The 18,243-nt window shown below is 34.3% G+C and carries 20 protein-coding genes; 11 read left to right on the top strand and 9 right to left on the bottom strand.

The window, feature by feature from the left end; all coding sequences use genetic code 11:
- Positions 1–2: 2 nt before the first annotated feature.
- From Q4566_RS05455 to Q4566_RS05430, 6 genes are all read left to right on the top strand, one after another.
- A complete protein-coding gene (locus Q4566_RS05455) occupies positions 3–1,004 on the top strand; it encodes a beta-ketoacyl-ACP synthase III (RefSeq protein WP_303419339.1) in 1,002 nt (333 codons plus the stop codon).
- A gap of 22 nt (positions 1,005–1,026) precedes the next feature.
- A complete protein-coding gene (gene accB / locus Q4566_RS05450) occupies positions 1,027–1,506 on the top strand; it encodes an acetyl-CoA carboxylase biotin carboxyl carrier protein (protein WP_303419337.1) in 480 nt (159 codons plus the stop codon).
- 86 nt (positions 1,507–1,592) lie between these two features.
- Positions 1,593–2,936 carry an acetyl-CoA carboxylase biotin carboxylase subunit gene (accC, locus tag Q4566_RS05445; protein ID WP_303419334.1) on the top strand — a complete coding sequence of 448 codons (1,344 nt, stop codon included), beginning with the start codon at positions 1,593–1,595 and terminating at the stop codon, positions 2,934–2,936.
- Between the two features lie 91 nt (positions 2,937–3,027).
- On the top strand, positions 3,028–3,726 hold the full coding sequence (gene mtgA / locus Q4566_RS05440; RefSeq protein WP_303419331.1) for a monofunctional biosynthetic peptidoglycan transglycosylase: 699 nt from the start codon (positions 3,028–3,030) through the stop codon (positions 3,724–3,726).
- The gene (locus Q4566_RS05435; protein WP_303419329.1) at positions 3,707–4,165 is read left to right on the top strand and encodes a 3-oxoacyl-ACP synthase; all 459 of its coding nucleotides are present in this window, start codon (positions 3,707–3,709) and stop codon (positions 4,163–4,165) included. Before mtgA ends, Q4566_RS05435 begins: the two co-directional genes overlap by 20 nt.
- A 175-nt stretch (positions 4,166–4,340) precedes the next feature.
- Entirely contained in the window at positions 4,341–4,949 is a 609-nt protein-coding gene (locus tag Q4566_RS05430) for a superoxide dismutase family protein (RefSeq protein ID WP_303419327.1), read from the top strand.
- Positions 4,950–4,982: 33 nt separating this feature from the next.
- Here the strand turns inward: Q4566_RS05430 and Q4566_RS05425 are convergent, their stop codons facing one another.
- The 7 genes from Q4566_RS05425 to Q4566_RS05395 form a co-directional block, all read right to left on the bottom strand.
- Positions 4,983–5,894, bottom strand: coding sequence for an ABC transporter ATP-binding protein (locus Q4566_RS05425; protein WP_303419324.1), 912 nt, complete (start codon positions 5,892–5,894; stop codon positions 4,983–4,985).
- Positions 5,895–5,927: 33 nt separating this feature from the next.
- Positions 5,928–8,003 carry an HAD hydrolase-like protein gene (locus Q4566_RS05420; RefSeq protein ID WP_303419321.1) on the bottom strand — a complete coding sequence of 692 codons (2,076 nt, stop codon included), beginning with the start codon at positions 8,001–8,003 and terminating at the stop codon, positions 5,928–5,930.
- 3 nt (positions 8,004–8,006) lie between these two features.
- Entirely contained in the window at positions 8,007–10,163 is a 2,157-nt protein-coding gene (locus tag Q4566_RS05415) for a prolyl oligopeptidase family protein (protein WP_303419318.1), read from the bottom strand.
- Positions 10,164–10,180: 17 nt separating this feature from the next.
- Entirely contained in the window at positions 10,181–11,005 is an 825-nt protein-coding gene (locus Q4566_RS05410; RefSeq protein ID WP_303419316.1) for a glycosyltransferase family 32 protein, read from the bottom strand.
- 102 nt (positions 11,006–11,107) lie between these two features.
- Positions 11,108–12,097 carry an aspartate-semialdehyde dehydrogenase gene (locus Q4566_RS05405; RefSeq protein ID WP_303419313.1) on the bottom strand — a complete coding sequence of 330 codons (990 nt, stop codon included), beginning with the start codon at positions 12,095–12,097 and terminating at the stop codon, positions 11,108–11,110.
- A gap of 246 nt (positions 12,098–12,343) precedes the next feature.
- The gene (gene alr / locus Q4566_RS05400; protein ID WP_303419311.1) at positions 12,344–13,450 is read right to left on the bottom strand and encodes an alanine racemase; all 1,107 of its coding nucleotides are present in this window, start codon (positions 13,448–13,450) and stop codon (positions 12,344–12,346) included.
- Positions 13,443–14,087 carry a thymidine kinase gene (locus Q4566_RS05395; RefSeq protein WP_303419308.1) on the bottom strand — a complete coding sequence of 215 codons (645 nt, stop codon included), beginning with the start codon at positions 14,085–14,087 and terminating at the stop codon, positions 13,443–13,445. Before Q4566_RS05395 ends, alr begins: the two co-directional genes overlap by 8 nt.
- Before the next feature lie 265 nt (positions 14,088–14,352).
- Here Q4566_RS05395 and Q4566_RS05390 point away from each other — a divergent pair, with 265 nt between their 5' ends.
- From Q4566_RS05390 to Q4566_RS05370, 5 genes are all read left to right on the top strand, one after another.
- On the top strand, positions 14,353–15,189 hold the full coding sequence (locus Q4566_RS05390) for a hypothetical protein (protein WP_303419306.1): 837 nt from the start codon (positions 14,353–14,355) through the stop codon (positions 15,187–15,189).
- 26 nt (positions 15,190–15,215) lie between these two features.
- Positions 15,216–15,887, top strand: a complete 672-nt coding sequence (gene rsmI / locus Q4566_RS05385) for a 16S rRNA (cytidine(1402)-2'-O)-methyltransferase (RefSeq protein WP_303419303.1) — start codon at positions 15,216–15,218, stop codon at positions 15,885–15,887.
- 117 nt (positions 15,888–16,004) lie between these two features.
- Complete coding sequence (locus Q4566_RS05380) at positions 16,005–16,247, top strand: hypothetical protein (protein WP_303419301.1); 243 nt, start codon at positions 16,005–16,007, stop codon at positions 16,245–16,247.
- Positions 16,238–16,555 (top strand): type II toxin-antitoxin system RelE/ParE family toxin, encoded by a 318-nt coding sequence (locus Q4566_RS05375; RefSeq protein WP_303419299.1) that lies wholly within the window; start codon positions 16,238–16,240, stop codon positions 16,553–16,555. The genes Q4566_RS05380 and Q4566_RS05375 overlap by 10 nt, the downstream gene beginning before the upstream one ends.
- A 198-nt stretch (positions 16,556–16,753) precedes the next feature.
- Positions 16,754–17,098 (top strand): HopJ type III effector protein, encoded by a 345-nt coding sequence (locus Q4566_RS05370; protein WP_303419296.1) that lies wholly within the window; start codon positions 16,754–16,756, stop codon positions 17,096–17,098.
- 8 nt (positions 17,099–17,106) lie between these two features.
- On the opposite strand, the gene Q4566_RS05365 is transcribed toward Q4566_RS05370, so the two are convergent.
- A complete protein-coding gene (locus tag Q4566_RS05365; protein WP_303419293.1) occupies positions 17,107–17,301 on the bottom strand; it encodes a helix-turn-helix transcriptional regulator in 195 nt (64 codons plus the stop codon).
- Positions 17,301–17,759, bottom strand: coding sequence for a hypothetical protein (locus Q4566_RS05360; RefSeq protein ID WP_303419290.1), 459 nt, complete (start codon positions 17,757–17,759; stop codon positions 17,301–17,303). Before Q4566_RS05360 ends, Q4566_RS05365 begins: the two co-directional genes overlap by 1 nt.
- Between the last annotated feature and the right edge of the window lie 484 nt (positions 17,760–18,243).

Below are 18,243 nucleotides of genomic sequence, written 5' to 3'. Positions count from 1 at the left end.
TTATGAGTAAAATCTCAGCGGCAATTACAGCTGTAGGTGCATATGTGCCAGAATACGTATTAACCAATCAGATCTTAGAGACGATGGTTGATACAAATGATGAATGGATTACTTCCAGAACAGGTATCAAAGAACGTCGTATTTTAAAGGATGATGGTAAAGGGACGTCTTACCTTGCTATAAAAGCAGCACAGAATTTAATTGATAAGAACAATTTAGATCCTAAGGATATCGAATTGGTTATTGTGGCTACCGCTACGCCAGATATGAAGGCCGCATCGACAGCGTCATATACAGCGTCTGAAATTGGTGCAACCAATGCCTTTTCATTCGATATGGATGCCGCTTGTTCTAGTTTCTTATTTGGTATGTCTGTTGCCGCCAGTTATATAGAGTCTGGGAGGTATAAAAATGTCTTACTTATTGGAGCCGATAAAATGTCTTCAATAATTAATTATAAAGATAGAGCAACGTGTATCATCTTTGGTGATGGTGCAGGGGCTGTTTTATTTGAAGCTAATGATGAAGGTCTTGGTCTTCAGGATGAATATTTAAGAAGTGACGGTACCGGACGTGAGTTTTTACAAGCCACTTATGGTGGTTCTTCACATGCTTTAACTGCTGAAATTTTAGCTGAAGGAGGTCATTACGCGTTTCAAGAAGGAAGAACTGTATTTAAAAATGCTGTATTTAATATGGCAGATGCAGCTGAAAAAATCTTAGAACGTAATAATCTTACCAAAGAAAACGTTGATTGGTTAGCAGCGCATCAAGCTAATAAGAGAATCATCGATGCTACAGCGCAACGCATTGATTTGGAGGAAGAAAAAGTGATGATAAATATTCACAAGTATGGGAATACAACATCAGCTACCTTACCTTTGTTAATAAATGATTATGAATCACAATTAAAAAAGGGAGATAATGTTATATTTGCCGCTTTTGGAGGCGGATTCAATTGGGGGTCTATATATTTGAAATGGGCGTACAACTCTAAAAACTAACCACTAAATAATTAGCAATATTATGGATATAAAAGAAATTCAGAACTTAATTAAATTTGTTGCCAAATCGGGGGCGAGTGAAGTTAAATTAGAAATGGACGATATCAAAATCACGATTAGAACAGGATCAGAATCTGATACAACTATCGTGCATCAAGTTCCAGCACAAGTAGCGCAACCACTTCCTACAGCACCAGTTGCAGAAGCTGCAGCTCAAGCCGCAACACCAGCAGCGCCAGCTCCAGCAGCAGAAGATTCAAAATATATTACAATCAAATCACCAATTATCGGTACTTTCTACAGAAAGCCATCTCCAGATAAGCCATTATTTGTTGAGGTAGGTCAGACCATTGGAGAAGGTGATGTACTTTGTATTATTGAAGCGATGAAGCTTTTCAATGAAATTGAATCTGAAGTTTCAGGAAAGATTGTTAAAATTTTAGTTGATGATTCTTCTCCAGTGGAGTTTGATCAACCATTATTTTTAGTAGACCCATCTTAAATTTTAGATTATTAGGGTTTAGTGATTGGGTGAAAATATCTAATTATTGAATATTCCGATTTTCTATTTAATCTAATTCAAACAAGATGTTTAAAAAAATATTAATAGCCAATAGAGGAGAGATAGCACTTCGTGTTATTAGAACCTGTAAGGAAATGGGCATTAAAACTGTCGCTGTATATTCTACAGTCGATGAAGAAAGTCTACACGTAAAATTTGCTGATGAAGCGGTTTGTATAGGGCCAGCGGCAAGTAGCGAGTCTTATTTAAAAATGTCTAATATTATATCTGCAGCAGAAATTACTAATGCAGATGCCATTCATCCAGGTTACGGATTCTTATCTGAAAACGCAAAATTCTCAAAAATTTGTGAAGAGCACGGTATTAAATTTATCGGAGCTTCTCCAGAAATGATTGATAGAATGGGAGATAAGGCCAATGCCAAAGCCACCATGAAAGCTGCTGGTGTACCTTGTGTACCAGGAAGTGAGGGGGTTATCGAGTCATTTGAAGAATGTGAAAAAATAGCCGAAGAAACCGGTTATCCAGTGATGCTTAAAGCTTCAGCTGGAGGTGGTGGAAAAGGGATGCGTGGTGTTTTTAAGAAAGAAGATCTTAGAGATGCTTGGGATTCTGCGAGACAGGAATCTAAAGCGGCCTTTGGAAATGACGATATGTACATGGAGAAACTTATTGAAGAACCAAGACATATTGAAATTCAAATTGTTGGGGACTCTACAGGAAAAGCATGTCATTTATCAGAAAGAGATTGCTCTGTTCAACGTCGTCATCAAAAATTAACAGAAGAAGTACCTTCGCCATTTATGACCGCTGCATTGCGTAAAAAAATGGGTGAAGCCGCTGTAAAAGCAGCAGAATATATTAAGTACGAAGGTGCTGGAACTATCGAATTTTTAGTAGATAAACACAGAAACTTCTACTTCATGGAAATGAATACGCGTATTCAAGTAGAGCACCCAATTACTGAACAAGTAATTGATTTCGATTTAATTCGTGAGCAGATTTTAGTGGCTGCCGGTGTGCCAATTTCAGGTAAAAACTACTTACCAAAATTACACTCTATTGAATGTCGAATTAATGCTGAAGATCCTTTTAATGGTTTTAGACCATCACCAGGATTGATTACAACGTTACATGCGCCAGGAGGTCATGGCGTGCGTTTAGACACCCACGTTTACGCTGGTTACGCTATTCCACCAAATTACGATTCTATGATTGCTAAGTTGATTACAACCGCGCAAACTAGAGAAGAAGCGATCAATAAAATGAAACGTGCTCTAGATGAATTCGTAATTGAAGGTATTAAAACCACAATTCCTTTCCACAGACAATTAATGGATCATCCAGATTATTTGGCTGGTAATTATACCACCAAGTTCATGGAAGATTTTGTTATGGAAAAAGAATAAGAAATAAAATCATTTAAAAAACTCCGAAAGCAATTTCGGAGTTTTTTTATGCTCTAATTTTAGTATTATTGCTGAAAATTATACGTATTTGATGAAGGGATTATTGCGGTTTTTATTAAAAATTTGTTTTTGGTTTGTCGTGTTATCATTAGGCTTGGTACTCCTTTTTAAATGGGTTCCTGTGCCTTTTACGCCCTTAATGGCTATTCGTTATTTTGAAAAGGATAGCAAGAAAATATTAAAACACGATTGGGTTTCAATGGACGCTATTTCTAAAAACCTACAACTCGCCGTTATTTGTAGTGAAGATCAAAATTTTTTGAAGCATAATGGTTTTGATTATAAAGCCATTGAAAAAGCCATAACTTCGAATAATAAAGGCAAGCGATTAAAAGGTGGGAGTACAATAAGTCAGCAAACTGCTAAAAATGTATTTCTGTGGCCAGATCGTAGTTGGGTAAGAAAAGGTTTCGAAGCGTATTTTACCTTTTTAATAGAGCTTTGTTGGTCTAAAGAGCGCACTCTAGAAGTGTATCTAAACAGTATTGAAATGGGCAATGGCATTTATGGCGCAGAAGCGGCATCACAATATTGGTTTAAAAAGCCAGCCAAGAACTTAACTAAATATGAAGCAGCAGCAATAGCAGCTATTTTGCCTAGCCCTAGAAAATATAAAGCATCACCAGCAACAGCCTATATCCAATCAAGAAAAGCGTGGATTGTTAAGCAAATGAGTTATTTTGGAACCCTAAAGTTTGAAAAGAAAGATCATGGAAAAGGAAAACATTAAGGAACAGTTATACCATTTGTGTCAGGCTTTTGTTGAAACTAGGCTTGAAACCATTCAAAATACGATTATAGAAATTCAAGAATCATTAACCTCTGAAACCAAAAGTAGTGCAGGAGATAAGCATGAAACCGGTCGCGCTATGCTTCAGTTGGAACGCGAAAAGGCCGGAAATCAATTGGCTGAAATTCAAAAAACAAAAGCAATTCTCACGAAGGTTAATGTCACAAAAACTTCTGAATACATTGGCTTAGGGAGTTTAATTTACACGACTCAAGCGAACTATTTTATTGCTATAAGCGCCGGGAGCATGTCATTAAATAATGAAAGCTTTTACACAATTTCTCCAGATACACCTATTGGAAAACTGTTAATGGGTAAAACAATTGACAGTCAGATAATTTTTAGAGACCAGATGTTTACTGTTGTTGATGTCTTTTAATAGGTATCCATTTTCTGTTTTATTTCAAAAGGCCCATGTATAAAAGCGCCTTTATTTTTTAGAGTTAACTTTTCATGTATTTCGATTAATCATCAGGCTATTGATTTTGTAATTTCACATTTATAGGTTCTTAATGGACTTACGAGCTAGATGTTAAATTTAATAAAGGAATACCATGAAGATTAAAAATATATTATTTACTGCTGTGTTGGTGATAAGTTTTGTGTCTTGTCAAGACAAAAAGAAAGACGGTAATACGGCACCAGATGCTACATATTCGTTAGAAACTGATGCTACTATTGAAAATAGTAAAAAAGAAAAAGAGATAGAAGCACCACAAATAAAAGTAGAGGTAAAGTCTAAAAGTGGGAGTCAAGTTTCCGGTACTGTAGTATTTACAGAAATTAATAATGTGGTTAAAATGATGGCTGAATTTGAAAATTTGAAACCACGTACAGTACACGCCATTCATTTACATGATACCGCCGATTGTTCTACCCATGATGCTAAATCTACAGGGGGGCATTGGAATCCGACTAGTAATAAGCACGGAAAATGGGGTGATGATCAAGGTTACCATCGTGGCGATATTGGTAACTTCACTGCTGATGAAAACGGAAAAGCTACGGTTAATTTTGAAACAGACGAATGGTGTATATCTTGTCAAGATACCACGAGAACCATTAATGGACGTGGCATCATAATTCACCAAGGTCAAGATGATTATAAAACACAACCAACCGGTGATGCAGGTATTCGAATAGCTTGTGGAGCTATATTGTAAATAGAAAGAAGCTTAAATCATCAATTCAAGCGCTCATTTAATCATAGCAATATGAACCTCTTCATATGGGTTTAAAGCGTTGTCGTGCTCAAAAAATACAGTTTGATTATTTAGTACGGCTTCAACCAAATAAAAATGGCCTTTAAAGTAAACATGCTTAACAGTAGCTTGCCATTTAGAACTTTCAACGACTTTTAATTGGTGCGCATAAATTATTTCACCATTGATAGTATTGAATTCTCCAAAAAAAGAAGCGATTAAAGACGTTTTAGGACTTTTAAATAACTTTTCAGGGGAATTGCTCTCTACAATTTTATTGTTGTTTAAAACGATCATATGATCGGCAAAACCAAGAACATCTTCTTTATCATGCGTCGCGACCACACAGCTAATGTTTTTTTCTTTAAGATATTTAAATACATTGCGTCGTAAACTTTGCTTTTTAAAATTATCAATATGGCTAAAAGGTTCATCTAAAAGCATGATTTCAGGTTGCTTTGCCAAAGCACGTGCTAAAGCTACACGCTGTTTTTGTCCGCCACTTAATATTTTAACTTTCGTTTTAGCAAAGGCTGTGAGTTCTACCACTTCTAGTAATTCGGCTGTGCGTGCTTTCTTTTCTTCAGGGTAGAAGTTAGATAGGAACTTGCCAATGTTTTCTTCCACCGAAATAAAAGGCATCAAATCAAATTCTTGAGCCACATATTTCATGAAATCGTAACCTACAACTAAATTAAATTTCGGACCAAGAATTTCTTGATCTTTCCAGTAGATATGTCCGCCGTTTAAATCATATTCGCCATAGAGTAATTTTAGCAGTGTACTTTTTCCGCAACCACTTTCTCCAATTATGGCAAGATGTTCTCCTGCTTTTAGTTTAAATGAAATATCATTTAAAACAGGTTTTTTATCGTATGAAAAAGTAAGCTGTTCTACGCTAAGCATATAAAGATAGTCCTATAAAAATAGGTTGAGATTTTAGGCGTTTTTAAAATAGGTGGATTTAAGTAAAAAGAACGATTTTAAAACTTTAAATCGCGCAAATTTATTCAATAAATAATAAAAGTAGATCAGATAACTTGGAAATAAAAAGGCTGCTACTTTATTTTTTTGATATAATATGGGTTTGAACTTAGTGACATATCTAAAAACGACCTCGGGTGTTAAAATGAAAGTTTTTAAAAGTTTTAGAGCGCTATCACCTTCTTTTTTCTCATAGGTGATCCCTACTTGATTGGTGCCTATATTTTGATAAAAACCAGAATTTAAAGTCTCTATAAATTTTAAAGTTCTGTTCTTATAAAACAGACCTGTTTTTAAAGCAATTTTTGAAATGATTTGCTGAATCATCTCTTGGTCATAACAAATGCTTTCAAGTTTTTTAAGTAACTCTTGATGAAAGCCGAACATTTGTGTTTGGTGTTTCTCGATATAATTATCGTATAACCATTTTTCTTCTGCGTTGTGTTTTACGATGACAAAATCATTTTCGGCATTGGTGTAACCCACAGCACTGCCGTGGTTTGCTGCCGAAAATTGCTCATAATATTGGTTGTTCGCCATGAGCATATAATCGTTATAAGTTGTAAATGGTAAGATAGAGAAAATTAGGCCGTCGCGAGGTGTTTTCTCTTTAATGTTATAGATGTAACGTAGTCCTAGGTAATGTCCGGTTACCTTAATTTTTTCTTCGAAGAAGCCAAAAATAGATTCTTGCATGGTGCCGCCCCAACCAATATCTACAAGGTGCATGCCTTCTTTTTCAATGTTGGCATCAAAAGCATTTATGTAATTGTTGAAGTTCGAAACATTCGCTTTTCTGTGGTTTTCATAATATGAAATAAAGCCGTCGTTTCGCTTTAAAGCTTCAAAAATTTCCGAATTAAAAAAGTCTTCAATGATTAGGTTTTCATCGGTATTTAAGGCTTTTGAAATGTGCTTAATTTCAGTTTTTGGGCAATCAAAAAAGGTTAAAAAATCATATATAGAAAGCTGTGGATATTCTTTTTTAAGGTATTTGAAAGCTTCTTCATTTATCGCTTTCAAATTAATTTGCATAGAGGCTTGGCGCGAAATTTTTAAATAATGCGTTTTAATGTTTGAAGCGGTATCCATGCTATGAAAACTTTGATAAGAATCGAATATTTTTTTTAAGTATTGCCCTTCTCGAGATAGAAAAAATAGGTTTTTAATATTTTCTTTTTTACACTTTTGGTAAAGTCTTTCAACAAGAAAATGGTAATAAATGATGTATTGCGTAAAAGGTAAAACATCACTTTTTTTACAGTTTTTAAAGATACTATTGACTTCGTGTTTTACTTTTTTATAATCGTTACCAAGGGCATTTCGTTTGTTTTTTTTGATGTAATGGCTGTGTGGTAATTGATAGGCCTGAAGTTTGTTTTTAAGCGCATGGTCGTAATCACTACGTTTGTTATCGCCTATCATCATGACTTCGTTTGCAGGAATCACTAAAGTATCAAGAACCTTTTTATAGATGTTCCCACGATGTTTGCTAGATTCTAATTCGGCAGAGCTAAAAACGTCATCGAAAAGGTCTAAGATTTTATGATGGTTTAGAAGCTTTTGAAATAGAGTTTTAGAGCCATAAAAATCTGAAACCAAATACACTTTTCCACCTTGAGCTTTGAAATCGTTAAGGAGTTGTACAACGTCTTGGTTGCCGTATTGAACGCTAGCTTCAGCTTTAAAATCGATGCTCTCAAAGGCTTTAAAAAACGCTGGTTTTAGCTCAGGATCTAGTAGTTGATTATTTACTAACCTGATGTAAATAGCCTCCATTAAAGTGTGATACGGAATCTCAACGTTATTTTTTTCTAAGCTGTCACAAAGTTGCTTTACCGTTTCTTGCCTTATAAAGTAAAGCGCATCTATAGAAATATTTAGGCCAAATTCAATAATCATGAATTTGGCCCATAGTTTTAAGGTGTAATTAGGATGCACAGTTCTGTGAACTATGGTATCGTAATAATCAGTAAAAAGAACTTTAGTGTTATGCTTTTTAAGGCTGTCCTTTAGTTGATTTAAATACATATTTTATTCGCTTACTTCTGTTTTAGCGTTATTTGGAAGGGTTTTAAACTTCATATTATAAAGGGTAAAACCAAAAATATCAGCGTATTGATCAATAATTTTACTTACAGGTGTTCCTGCGCCGTGTCCGGCATCGGTTTCTATTCGGATTAAGACAGGATGATCCCCTATTTGATTGGCTTGTAATGCAGCGGCAAATTTAAAACTATGTGCAGGAACCACACGGTCGTCATGGTCGCCCGTAGTTACTAAAGTCGCTGGATATTGTGTGCCTGGTTTTACATTATGTACTGGTGAATACCCCTTTAGATATTCAAACATTTCTTTACTGTCTTCAGAAGTTCCATAATCGTAGGCCCAACCTGCTCCAGAGGTAAATGTATGGTAACGTAGCATATCTAAAACACCCACGGCTGGTAAGGCCACACGCATTAAATCAGGACGCTGTGTTAGTGTTGCTCCAACTAGTAACCCGCCATTAGATCCGCCACGAACAGCTAAGAATTTAGAAGACGTATAGTTGTTTTTAATTAAATATTCTCCTGCAGCTATAAAATCGTCGAATACATTTTGTTTTTGCATTTTGGTACCTGCATCATGCCATGATTTACCATATTCGCCACCACCACGTAAATTTGGAACAGCGTAAACACCACCTTGTTCCATCCAAACCGCATTGGCGATGCTAAATGAAGGAGTTAAACTGATATTGAAACCACCATAGGCATATAGAATTGTTGGGTTTTTTCCGTTTAATTCTAAACCTTTTTTATGAGTAATCATCATAGGTACTTTGGTGCCATCTTTTGAGGTATAAAAAACTTGATGACTTTCGTAATCATTAGTATTAAAACCTATGGATGGTTTCCAGTATGATTTTACCTCACCGGTTTCAGTATTTAAACTATAATTACTTCCTGGTGTGTAATAATTAGTGAATTGAAAGTAATCGATTTTTTCTTCTTTTTTACTCCCGAAACCACTTGCTGTTCCTAGTCCTGGTAATTCAATTTCCCTAACTAAAGTGCCGTCAAAATTATATTGTTTTACTTTAGAAATGGCATCAACCATATAGTGTGCTAGGATATAGTTTCCACTTGTTGAGGGCGATAAAACTTGTTCCGTTTCTGGTATTAAATCTACCCAATTTTCTGGTGTTGGGTTAGATGCATCAACCGTTACAATTTTTTTGTTCGGAGCATTTAAGTTTGTTACTAAAAACAACTTACTGTCCTGGTTGGTTAAAACATGTGTGTCACTATTATCATGATCTAAAATTGCAATAAAAGGGCTGTTTGGCTTGCTAAGATCTTTTAATAAAAGTTTGTTTCCTGAAGTAGAAATACTAAGTGATAAGAGTAGGTATTTATCATCTTCGGTAACTTCTGCACTAGTATATCTGTGTTTTTGTTCTGGAGTCCCACCGTAAATTAAAAGGTCTTCATTTTGAGGCGTTCCTAACTTATGGTAATACACTTTATGTTGATCGGTTTTAGCAGAAAGTTCGCTGCCTTTTGGTTTGTCGTAACTTGAATAATAGAAACCTTCATTTTTAAACCAAGAAAGTCCAGAGAATTTAATGTCGACAAGCGTATCTTCTGTTATTTCTTTAGTTTCAGTATCCATGATGATTACTTTACGCCAATCACTTCCACCTTCTGAAATAGAATAGGCTAAAATTTTACCATTTTTAGAAAAACTCAATGCGCCTAAAGAAACCGTGCCATCTTCTGAAAATGTATTTGGATCTAAGAAAACTTCTGTTTCATTATCCTGCTTTTTTCTATAAATAACATTTTGGTTTTGTAAACCATCGTTTTTATAAAAATAGGTATAATCACCTTCAACAAAAGGAGCACCTACTTTTTCGTAGTTCCATAGTTCGGAAAGTCTTTGTTTTAGGGTGTCCCTATACGGTATTTGTTTTAAGTAATCGTTAGTTGTTTTGTTTTCTGCAACCACCCATGCTTCCGTTTCTGGGCTTCTATCATCTTCTAGCCAACGGTAGGGGTCTTTAACTTTAACGCCAAAATAAGTATCAACGGTGTCTACTTTTTTGGTTTCTGGATAAGAGGCGATGATGTTGTGTTTTTTACTCTCGTTTTGTTTGCAGGCCATAAAAACAGTTAGGACTAATACTGAACATAGGGTTTTATTCATAATTAAACGTTTTAGCCTCAAAAATAAAGAAAAATAACAGTTATGTCATAGGTTTCATATAACATAATACCTGCATTAATAGAGCTTAATCGCTTAATTATTTTTCTAATAGCAAAGAATGATAGTATGTTTTCAGCTGTATTTTCACCAATTAAGCTAACTAGTTGAAGTCGTTTTTTATTCATGAAAGAGAGCCAACCCGCATTGTAATGATGAATAGTGTAGCTTTTTTTAGTTTTGGGTATTTTTTTAGTATGAATATTTTTTGGGCTAAAATATTCTGAAGGGAAGAGGTATAATACGTTCTTATTAAGTATAACTTTAGGTAGATTTTTAATCTCTGTATTATTTAAAATGGATATTTCTTTCTCTTTTTTGATTATCATTTCCATTGTACGGGGTAGGGTATTTGTATCTAAAGTACCATCTTCTTGAATAAACGGACGGTTTTCAAAATACCTTAAAGATCCTAATAGCCAATCGGTATTTTTTTCAGCCCCGAAAATAGCAGCTTCTAAAACATCATCAAATTGAGTGCCAGCAAAATAGGGAAGGTTTAATAGGTCGTTAAAACTTTTTAATACCTCAACATCGGTATCTAAATAAATTCCACCATAGTTGTAAACAGCATAAAGTCTAATATAATCTGAAGCAAAAGCATATTTCTTGGCTTCAAAGGCTTGTTTGGTCCAAATAGTAGAATTTATATCAAATCGTTTGGTGTCCCAAAGCATAAATTCATAATCTGGAAGTTTCTTTTTCCAAGATTGAATACATTTTTCAATAAGTTCCGGATAAGGATCTCCGCTAAGCCAACAAAAATGAATGATTTTAGGAATCATCGAGAGTGCGAGTTTATATATTAATCAGTTTGGCTGACTAAATTAAACAAAAAAACTCCTGCACAGTTATGCAGGAGTTGAACGGTATAAATTTACGATGAATTAAACTAATTCATTTTTAATAAGGTATTCAGCGATTTGAATGGTGTTTGTTGCAGCGCCTTTTCTAAGGTTGTCGGCAACAATCCACATGTTTAAGGTATTTGGTTGTGTTTCATCACGTCTAATACGACCAACAAAAACATCATCTTTATCATGTGCATAAATTGGCATTGGGTAAGTGTTTGTAGCAGTATTATCTTGAACCACAACTCCAGGAGTTTCGCTTAATATTTTACGAACTTCAGCCAAATCGAAATCATTTTCAAACTGTACGTTTACAGATTCAGAATGCCCACCAGCAGTAGGTATTCTTACCGCTGTAGCGGAAACAGAAAACGTACTATCGCTTAATATTTTTTGAGGTTCTTTAGCTAACTTCATTTCCTCTTTTGTGTATCCGTTTTCTAAGAAAACATCACAGTGTGGTAATGCATTTCTTCCAATAGGGTAAGGGTACGCCATTTCACCATCAATACCTGCGATTTCATTTTCTAATTGTTTCACAGCTTTTACACCTGTTCCTGAAACGGATTGGTATGTTGAAACCACCACGCGTTTCATGGTGTAAGCTTTATGCAACGGCGCTAATGCCATAACCAGTTGAATGGTTGAGCAGTTAGGGTTTGCGATAATTTTATCTTCTTTAGTTAATTCATTCGCGTTAATTTCTGGAACTACTAATTTTTTAGTAGGATCCATACGCCATGCAGAAGAGTTGTCTACTACAGTGGTCCCTGCTTCAGCAAATTTAGGAGCCCATTCCACAGAGGTGTCTCCACCAGCTGAAAATAAAGCAATATCAGGACGCATTGAAACAGCTGTTTCTAATCCAACCACTTTATAATCGGTTCCTTTATAGGTTATTGTTTTTCCAACAGAGCGTTCTGAGGCAACAGGAATTAATTCTGTTACTGGGAAATTACGTTCTGCAAGAACTTTTAACATCACTTCGCCAACCATACCTGTGGCTCCAACAACTGCAACTTTCATAATGAATATTTTTTCTAATTATAATAATTTTCTGAAAGGCAAAACTAAGTATTAATTCTATTTTTGAATCTAAAAAAAGCCCTCATTTTCAGAAAACAAGGGCTTTTTAACAACAATTAACACGTTGTTATATATTTAACAGTTGTTTATTTTTTTAACAAACTTCTAATTATAATGGTTTAAATCTATCTAATCTGGCTCTTTTTAAACATATTGTTGAGGTAAGCTATCTTGATAAATTTGCTGTTACTCAATGATAACCCGCATCACCCTCTGAGAAATGTGGGTAATAAGTTCGTAAGAAATGGTATTTGCAGTTTCAGCTAATGTTTCAGCGCTTGACGATTCTCCAAAAATAATAACTTCGTCTCCTTCTTCGCAATCAATATCGGTAACGTTTACCATGATCATATCCATACACACATTGCCTATTATGGGCGCTCTTTTTCCGTTAATGGTTACAAAACCTTTACCGTGTCCGTACTGTCTGCCAATACCATCGGCATGACCAATGGGTAGGGTTGCCGAGCGTAAAGTTTCTGTAGCTTTATAGCCGCGATTGTATCCTATAGATTCGCCTTCAATAATCGTGTGAATTTGAGAAATTACCGTTTTTAGGGTGCCTATAGGTCTGAAAAACTGATTTTCCTTTTCGGAATTCCCAAAACCATAGAGGCCGATGCCAGATCTTACCAAATCAAAATGCGCATCAGGATAGTTCAAAATACCCGAAGTATTACAAATATGATGAAGTGGTTTATAGCCTACTTGTTTGGTGAAATTTTCAGCGATAGATTTAAAATCTTTAATCTGGTTTAGGGTGAATTCCTTTTCATTCAAATCTTCACTCGCTGCCAAATGAGAAAGCAGTGATTTTACTTTAATAGTTTTGGTTTCAGCTAATACATTTGCTATCATTTCTACATCAGTATGCCAAAATCCTAGTCTGTTTAAACCCGTATTAAACTTGAGGTGAACAGGGTAATCTATAATATTTTTTTTGGAAAGTGCTGTTATAAATTCTTTTAATGTTTTTTCATTGTACAAACTCGGCTCCAACCGGTTCTCTAATAAAATATCAAAGTTTACAATTTGTGGATGTAAAACCATAATAGGTGCAGTAACACCACCTTTTCTAAGGGCAAGACCTTCTTCAATATAAGCCACAGCAAAGTAGTCCACTTTCAATTTCTCTAAATAAAGTGCAATTTCACAAGAATCACTGCCGTAGGCATAAGCTTTTACTACGGCCATAAACTTGGTTTCTGGCTTTAATTTCGATTTTAAATAATCAAAATTATGTTTCAGTGCTTTTAAATTAATTTCAAGCACGGTTTCTTGTGCTTTAGGCATCTTGATCCTCCTTATCGTTTAGTTGTTCAGCATCATTCACTTTCATGTTTCTAACTTTATCACGTGTCATCGCCTTGTAATACGCGGCACGACTTAACGGTTCGTATTCATTCACTTCACCTAATAAAACCAAACTATCATTTTTATTTTTCCGGTAACTATACTGCGCTAAATTTCCAGTTCTTGTACAAACAGCATGTACTTTAGTGACGTATTCTGCAGTGGCCATTAAATTTGGCATGGGACCAAAAGGATTACCCTTAAAATCCATGTCTAAACCAGCGACAATAACGCGAACCCCTTTGTTGGCTAAATCGTTGCAAACGCGTACAATTTCATCATCAAAAAACTGGGCTTCATCTATACCTACGACATCACAACCATCTGCCAAAATAGGAATGTTGGCAGCTGCAGGAACTGGAGTAGAGCGAATTTCATTGGCGTCGTGTGAAACCACCATATCTTCGTCATAACGAACATCGAGTGCTGGTTTAAAGATTTCAACTTTTTGCCTTGCGATTTGTGCGCGTTTTAATCGGCGTATAAGTTCTTCCGTTTTACCAGAAAACATCGAGCCGCAGATCACTTCAATCCAGCCAAATTGTTCTTTATGATTTACTGTATTTTCAAGAAACATTTTGTAATTTTAACAAGGAACTTTTTTTAACTTTTAATTGAAGCGAAAATAAGTTATTTTGCGACTAGTAATATGTTTTTATAACTTACATAGCTTGGCTACGGAAAATAAAAAAGACAAAAAACTTGAGCAAAAGTGCCGTTTTAGCCAATAAAAAAAGTTGAAACGAGTTCATTAAACAAAGGAAATATTCGTTTGCATAAAGGTGGCGCAAATTTATTAAAAATCAAAAGCCCACGCTGCAATAATTAAAATTTTATAAACAATGAAGAAGAAGTTAGAATCGGATCTTGTTAGTATTGCGCACAGAATTCTTAAACTTAAAGGAAGGGAGGATGTGGTAAAATTGCAAGCAGAAGCTGGAGCACTTTATGAAGCGCTTACTGTTTTAAAATTTGCTGAAGAAAATTTTGATGGTAAGTTACCAAAAATTGGCAATGATTCTTCATTTTTTGGTATGTTAGACAGTGCTTTTAATAATAAAGTGAGTGATAATTTAGAAATTGAAGATAAAATTTACGTCAATTTTGATGATGCAAATCGAGAAGTTATTACCGAGCCTGCCATGTCTAAAATAAAAGATATGCTTGAATTTATGCCGAAAAATCATGAAGATGATAAACCGGCACATGAAGCATTCATTCCAAAAGAAACTGCTTCTGAGGAGATTGTTTCAGAAGATAAGGTTATAGAAGAAAAAATTATAGAAGAAGTCGTTCCAAAAGAAGCTTTGCCTAAAGAAGAGCCGGCTAAAAAAGATCCACTAGAAGATTTTACTGAAGCTTATAAGGAGATGCCTATTTTTGATCCGGTACCAAAAAATCAAAATGGTGTTTCAAACCAAAAGAAATCACTAAATGATAAATTAAAATTTGGCGGATTCAACATAGGTCTTAATGATAAAATAGCGTTTATAAAGCATTTGTTTGATGGTAAAAATGAAGATTACGACCGCGTGATTTCACAATTAAATACCATTGATTCTTGGGATAATGCGAGAAATTTTATTGAGAATATGGTAAAGCCAGATTACAATAACTGGAGCGGAAAAGAAGAATTTGAAGAACGATTTATTGAAATTATAGAAGGCAAGTTTAATTAAAACGAACACCTTTTCTACCTGTGCCCATGAGCAAACTTTACATTGTACCCACTCCCATTGGGAATTTAAAAGATATGACTTTTAGAGCTATTGAAGTTTTAAAAGACGTAGATTTAATATTAGCTGAAGACACCAGGACTTCGGGAAAACTCCTTAAGCATTTTGAAATTTCAACGCATATGCAATCGCATCACATGCATAATGAGCATAAAACCGTTGAAAATATCATCCAAAAGTTAAAGGGCGGTACCACAGTCGCTTTAATTAGTGATGCGGGAACGCCTGCGATTTCAGATCCGGGATTTTTGTTGTCACGGGCTTGTATTGAAAATGATATTCCAATTGACTGTTTACCTGGGGCTACGGCTTTTGTGCCTGCTTTGGTGAATTCAGGGTTGCCTAACGATAAGTTTGTGTTTGAAGGTTTTTTACCAGTTAAAAAAGGGCGCCAAACACGTTTACTACTTTTAGCTGAAGAAACAAGAACCATCATTTTTTATGAGAGTCCGCATAAATTAGTAAAAACCTTAGGACATTTTTGTGAATATTTTGGAGAAGAAAGAACGGTTTCTGTTTCCAGAGAGTTAACCAAAATGTTTGAAGAAACCATAAGAGGAACTGCTAAAGAAGTTTTAGAACATTACACCAATAAGCCTCCAAAAGGGGAGATTGTTATTGTTGTTGACGGTAAGAAATAGGGTTTTTAGATTAAGGTTTGCTTTTAAATAGAGTGAGAACATGCTAAGGGAATTCGATACTAAGAAACAAACAACAAAAATTGATAATTTTGTATCTTTGATAAAAAGACAAAAGAAATGGATTTAGAAGCAAGAAAAATATCATTTGTTCAGGAGTTTTTAAGACTTCAAAACGAGGAAATTGTTAACGGTCTTGAAAAATTATTGCGTAAAAAAAAAGCTGAATTGATAGAAAAAAACTTCAAACCAATGGCAATGGAGCAGTATGATGCCGAAATTGATCAAGCCATGGAAGATTCTAAAAATGGACGCATGATAAAAGCAGCTGATTTAAAGTCTAAAATCCAAAAATGGGGTTAGAAGTTTATTGGTTAGAGTTAGCAGAAAATAAACTAGAAGATATTTTTGGTTACCATTTAGTAAAAGCAAATAAAAAGGTTGCCGAAAAATTAGTTCATGGAATTGTTGATACCACTATTGGTATTGAAAATCAACCCGAAATCGGACAAATAGAAATTAACTTAAACCATCGAAAACAAGAATTTAGGTATTTGGTGTTTAAAAACTACAAAATTATTTATTGGGTTAATTACAAATATAATCGAATAGAAATAGCTAATGTTTTTGACACAAGACAAAACCCTAAAAAAATAAATGAAACACAATAATACCCAGTTTCCAATAATGACTATAGTAACTTGTTTTCTTTCTCTTATTTCCAATAAGACTTACAATTTAAGCAATATACCACAGAAATGACGGCTCCTAGCTAAATCATTTTTGTGCTTCAGAGCAAGTAAAGAATCTGTTATAACACTATATATTCCGCGTTACCCCGGAATGACATAAGTAAAAAAAATATTAAAATGAATATAGAAACTTTTAAAAATAAATTACAAAGTAAACCAAAGTCTATTGCGTTTTCTGAAACGATGAGTACTATAGAAGCGCATTACAAGTTTACACCAACAGCCTTTATAAACGGAGCTTTGAAAAATGGAGCTGGTGAAAATTCAGGATCTTGTAAGTTGTTTGCTTTTGCAAAAAAGCAAGGTTTTACAAAGGAGGAAACTTTAGCCTGTTTTGGTAGATTTTATTTTGAAGATGTTTTAGAAGACCCTAACGGCTCGGGACACCAAAACATTAGAAACTTTATGAAAACGGGTTTTGAAGGTTTGGTTTTTGAAGGTGAAGCCTTGTTGGAAAAATAAGGTTTAAATTATTCTTCAATATCAAATAAATACTCTACGGTAACATTAAAATAACGTGCCATTTTAATGGCTAATGTTACCGAAGGGTTGAATTTATTGTTTTCTATGGCGTGTATGGTTTGCCTAGAAACGCTGAGTTTTTCGGCTAAATCTGCTTGGGTTAAACTGTGTCTTGCCCGTTCTACTTTTATGAGATTTTTCATTAATAAATACGTTTTTTAAAGAAAAATATAACCAGATATAGCGTTAAGAATATACTTAATATTAAATCGAGATGAACATTTATATTTCCGGAAAAAATATAAACCATTAAAGATATACATAATAGGATTAAAACGGTTAGAACATACGAGTCTAAGCGTAATTTGTTTATATAATCATCTTCAATCTTTTCTTTAGAAATGATGTAAATAATCATGCCGAAAAGTGCTATGATATCAGATATATGAAGTAAATTATCGTTAATGTATTTGGTTTCTTTAATTGTAGTGTGTTCTTTCTCTGTCTCAGGATTTGTCTGAAAGATTGTGTTGTATTCTTGGGTATTAGCGCCAGCTTTTAGTCCATCATGAAAACCTGCTATGAAACTTGGAACTGCGCTTAATAAGAAGATAATTAAGCCTAATTTTTTACACCAATTGGGTAGTATTTGAATGTTCATTTTTTGATGATTTATTGAAATAGATAAAGAGAATGACTAAGGATTAAAAACATAAAATAGAACTTTAGCTTAGTTATTATTCCTAGAAAAGCAGCCAAAACGATATAAAACGCCGCTTCCATTTTTTTACGCCAACTAAGTTCTAATATTAAATTCATAATTCTATTATTTTTATATAAATGTATATAATACTTTACATTATATCAATAATAATAGAAAAATATTTCAATAATAGTATTAGAATTAATATTCTAAACTTTAATAATTTGTTGAAAATTAGCTGTTTGTGACTTCTTTGAAGTGTCTTAATTTTCTTAGCTTTAAGCTTTCTCTTATGAAGCAGTTACTAGAAAACATAAAGCAATGCCGTATTTGTGAAGACCATTTACCGCTAGGGCCTCGGCCTGATTTTCTTAGCTTTAAGCTTTCTCTTATGAAGCAGTTACTAGAAAACATAAAGCAATGCCGTATTTGTGAAGACCAT

Origin of the sequence: Tamlana sp. 2_MG-2023 (genome assembly GCF_030548465.1) — a bacterium.
In the GTDB taxonomy this organism is placed as follows: Bacteria; Bacteroidota; Bacteroidia; order Flavobacteriales; family Flavobacteriaceae; genus Pseudotamlana.
Note: the sequence above shows the minus strand (reverse complement) of the source record. Positions and strands in the feature narration are given on the sequence as shown.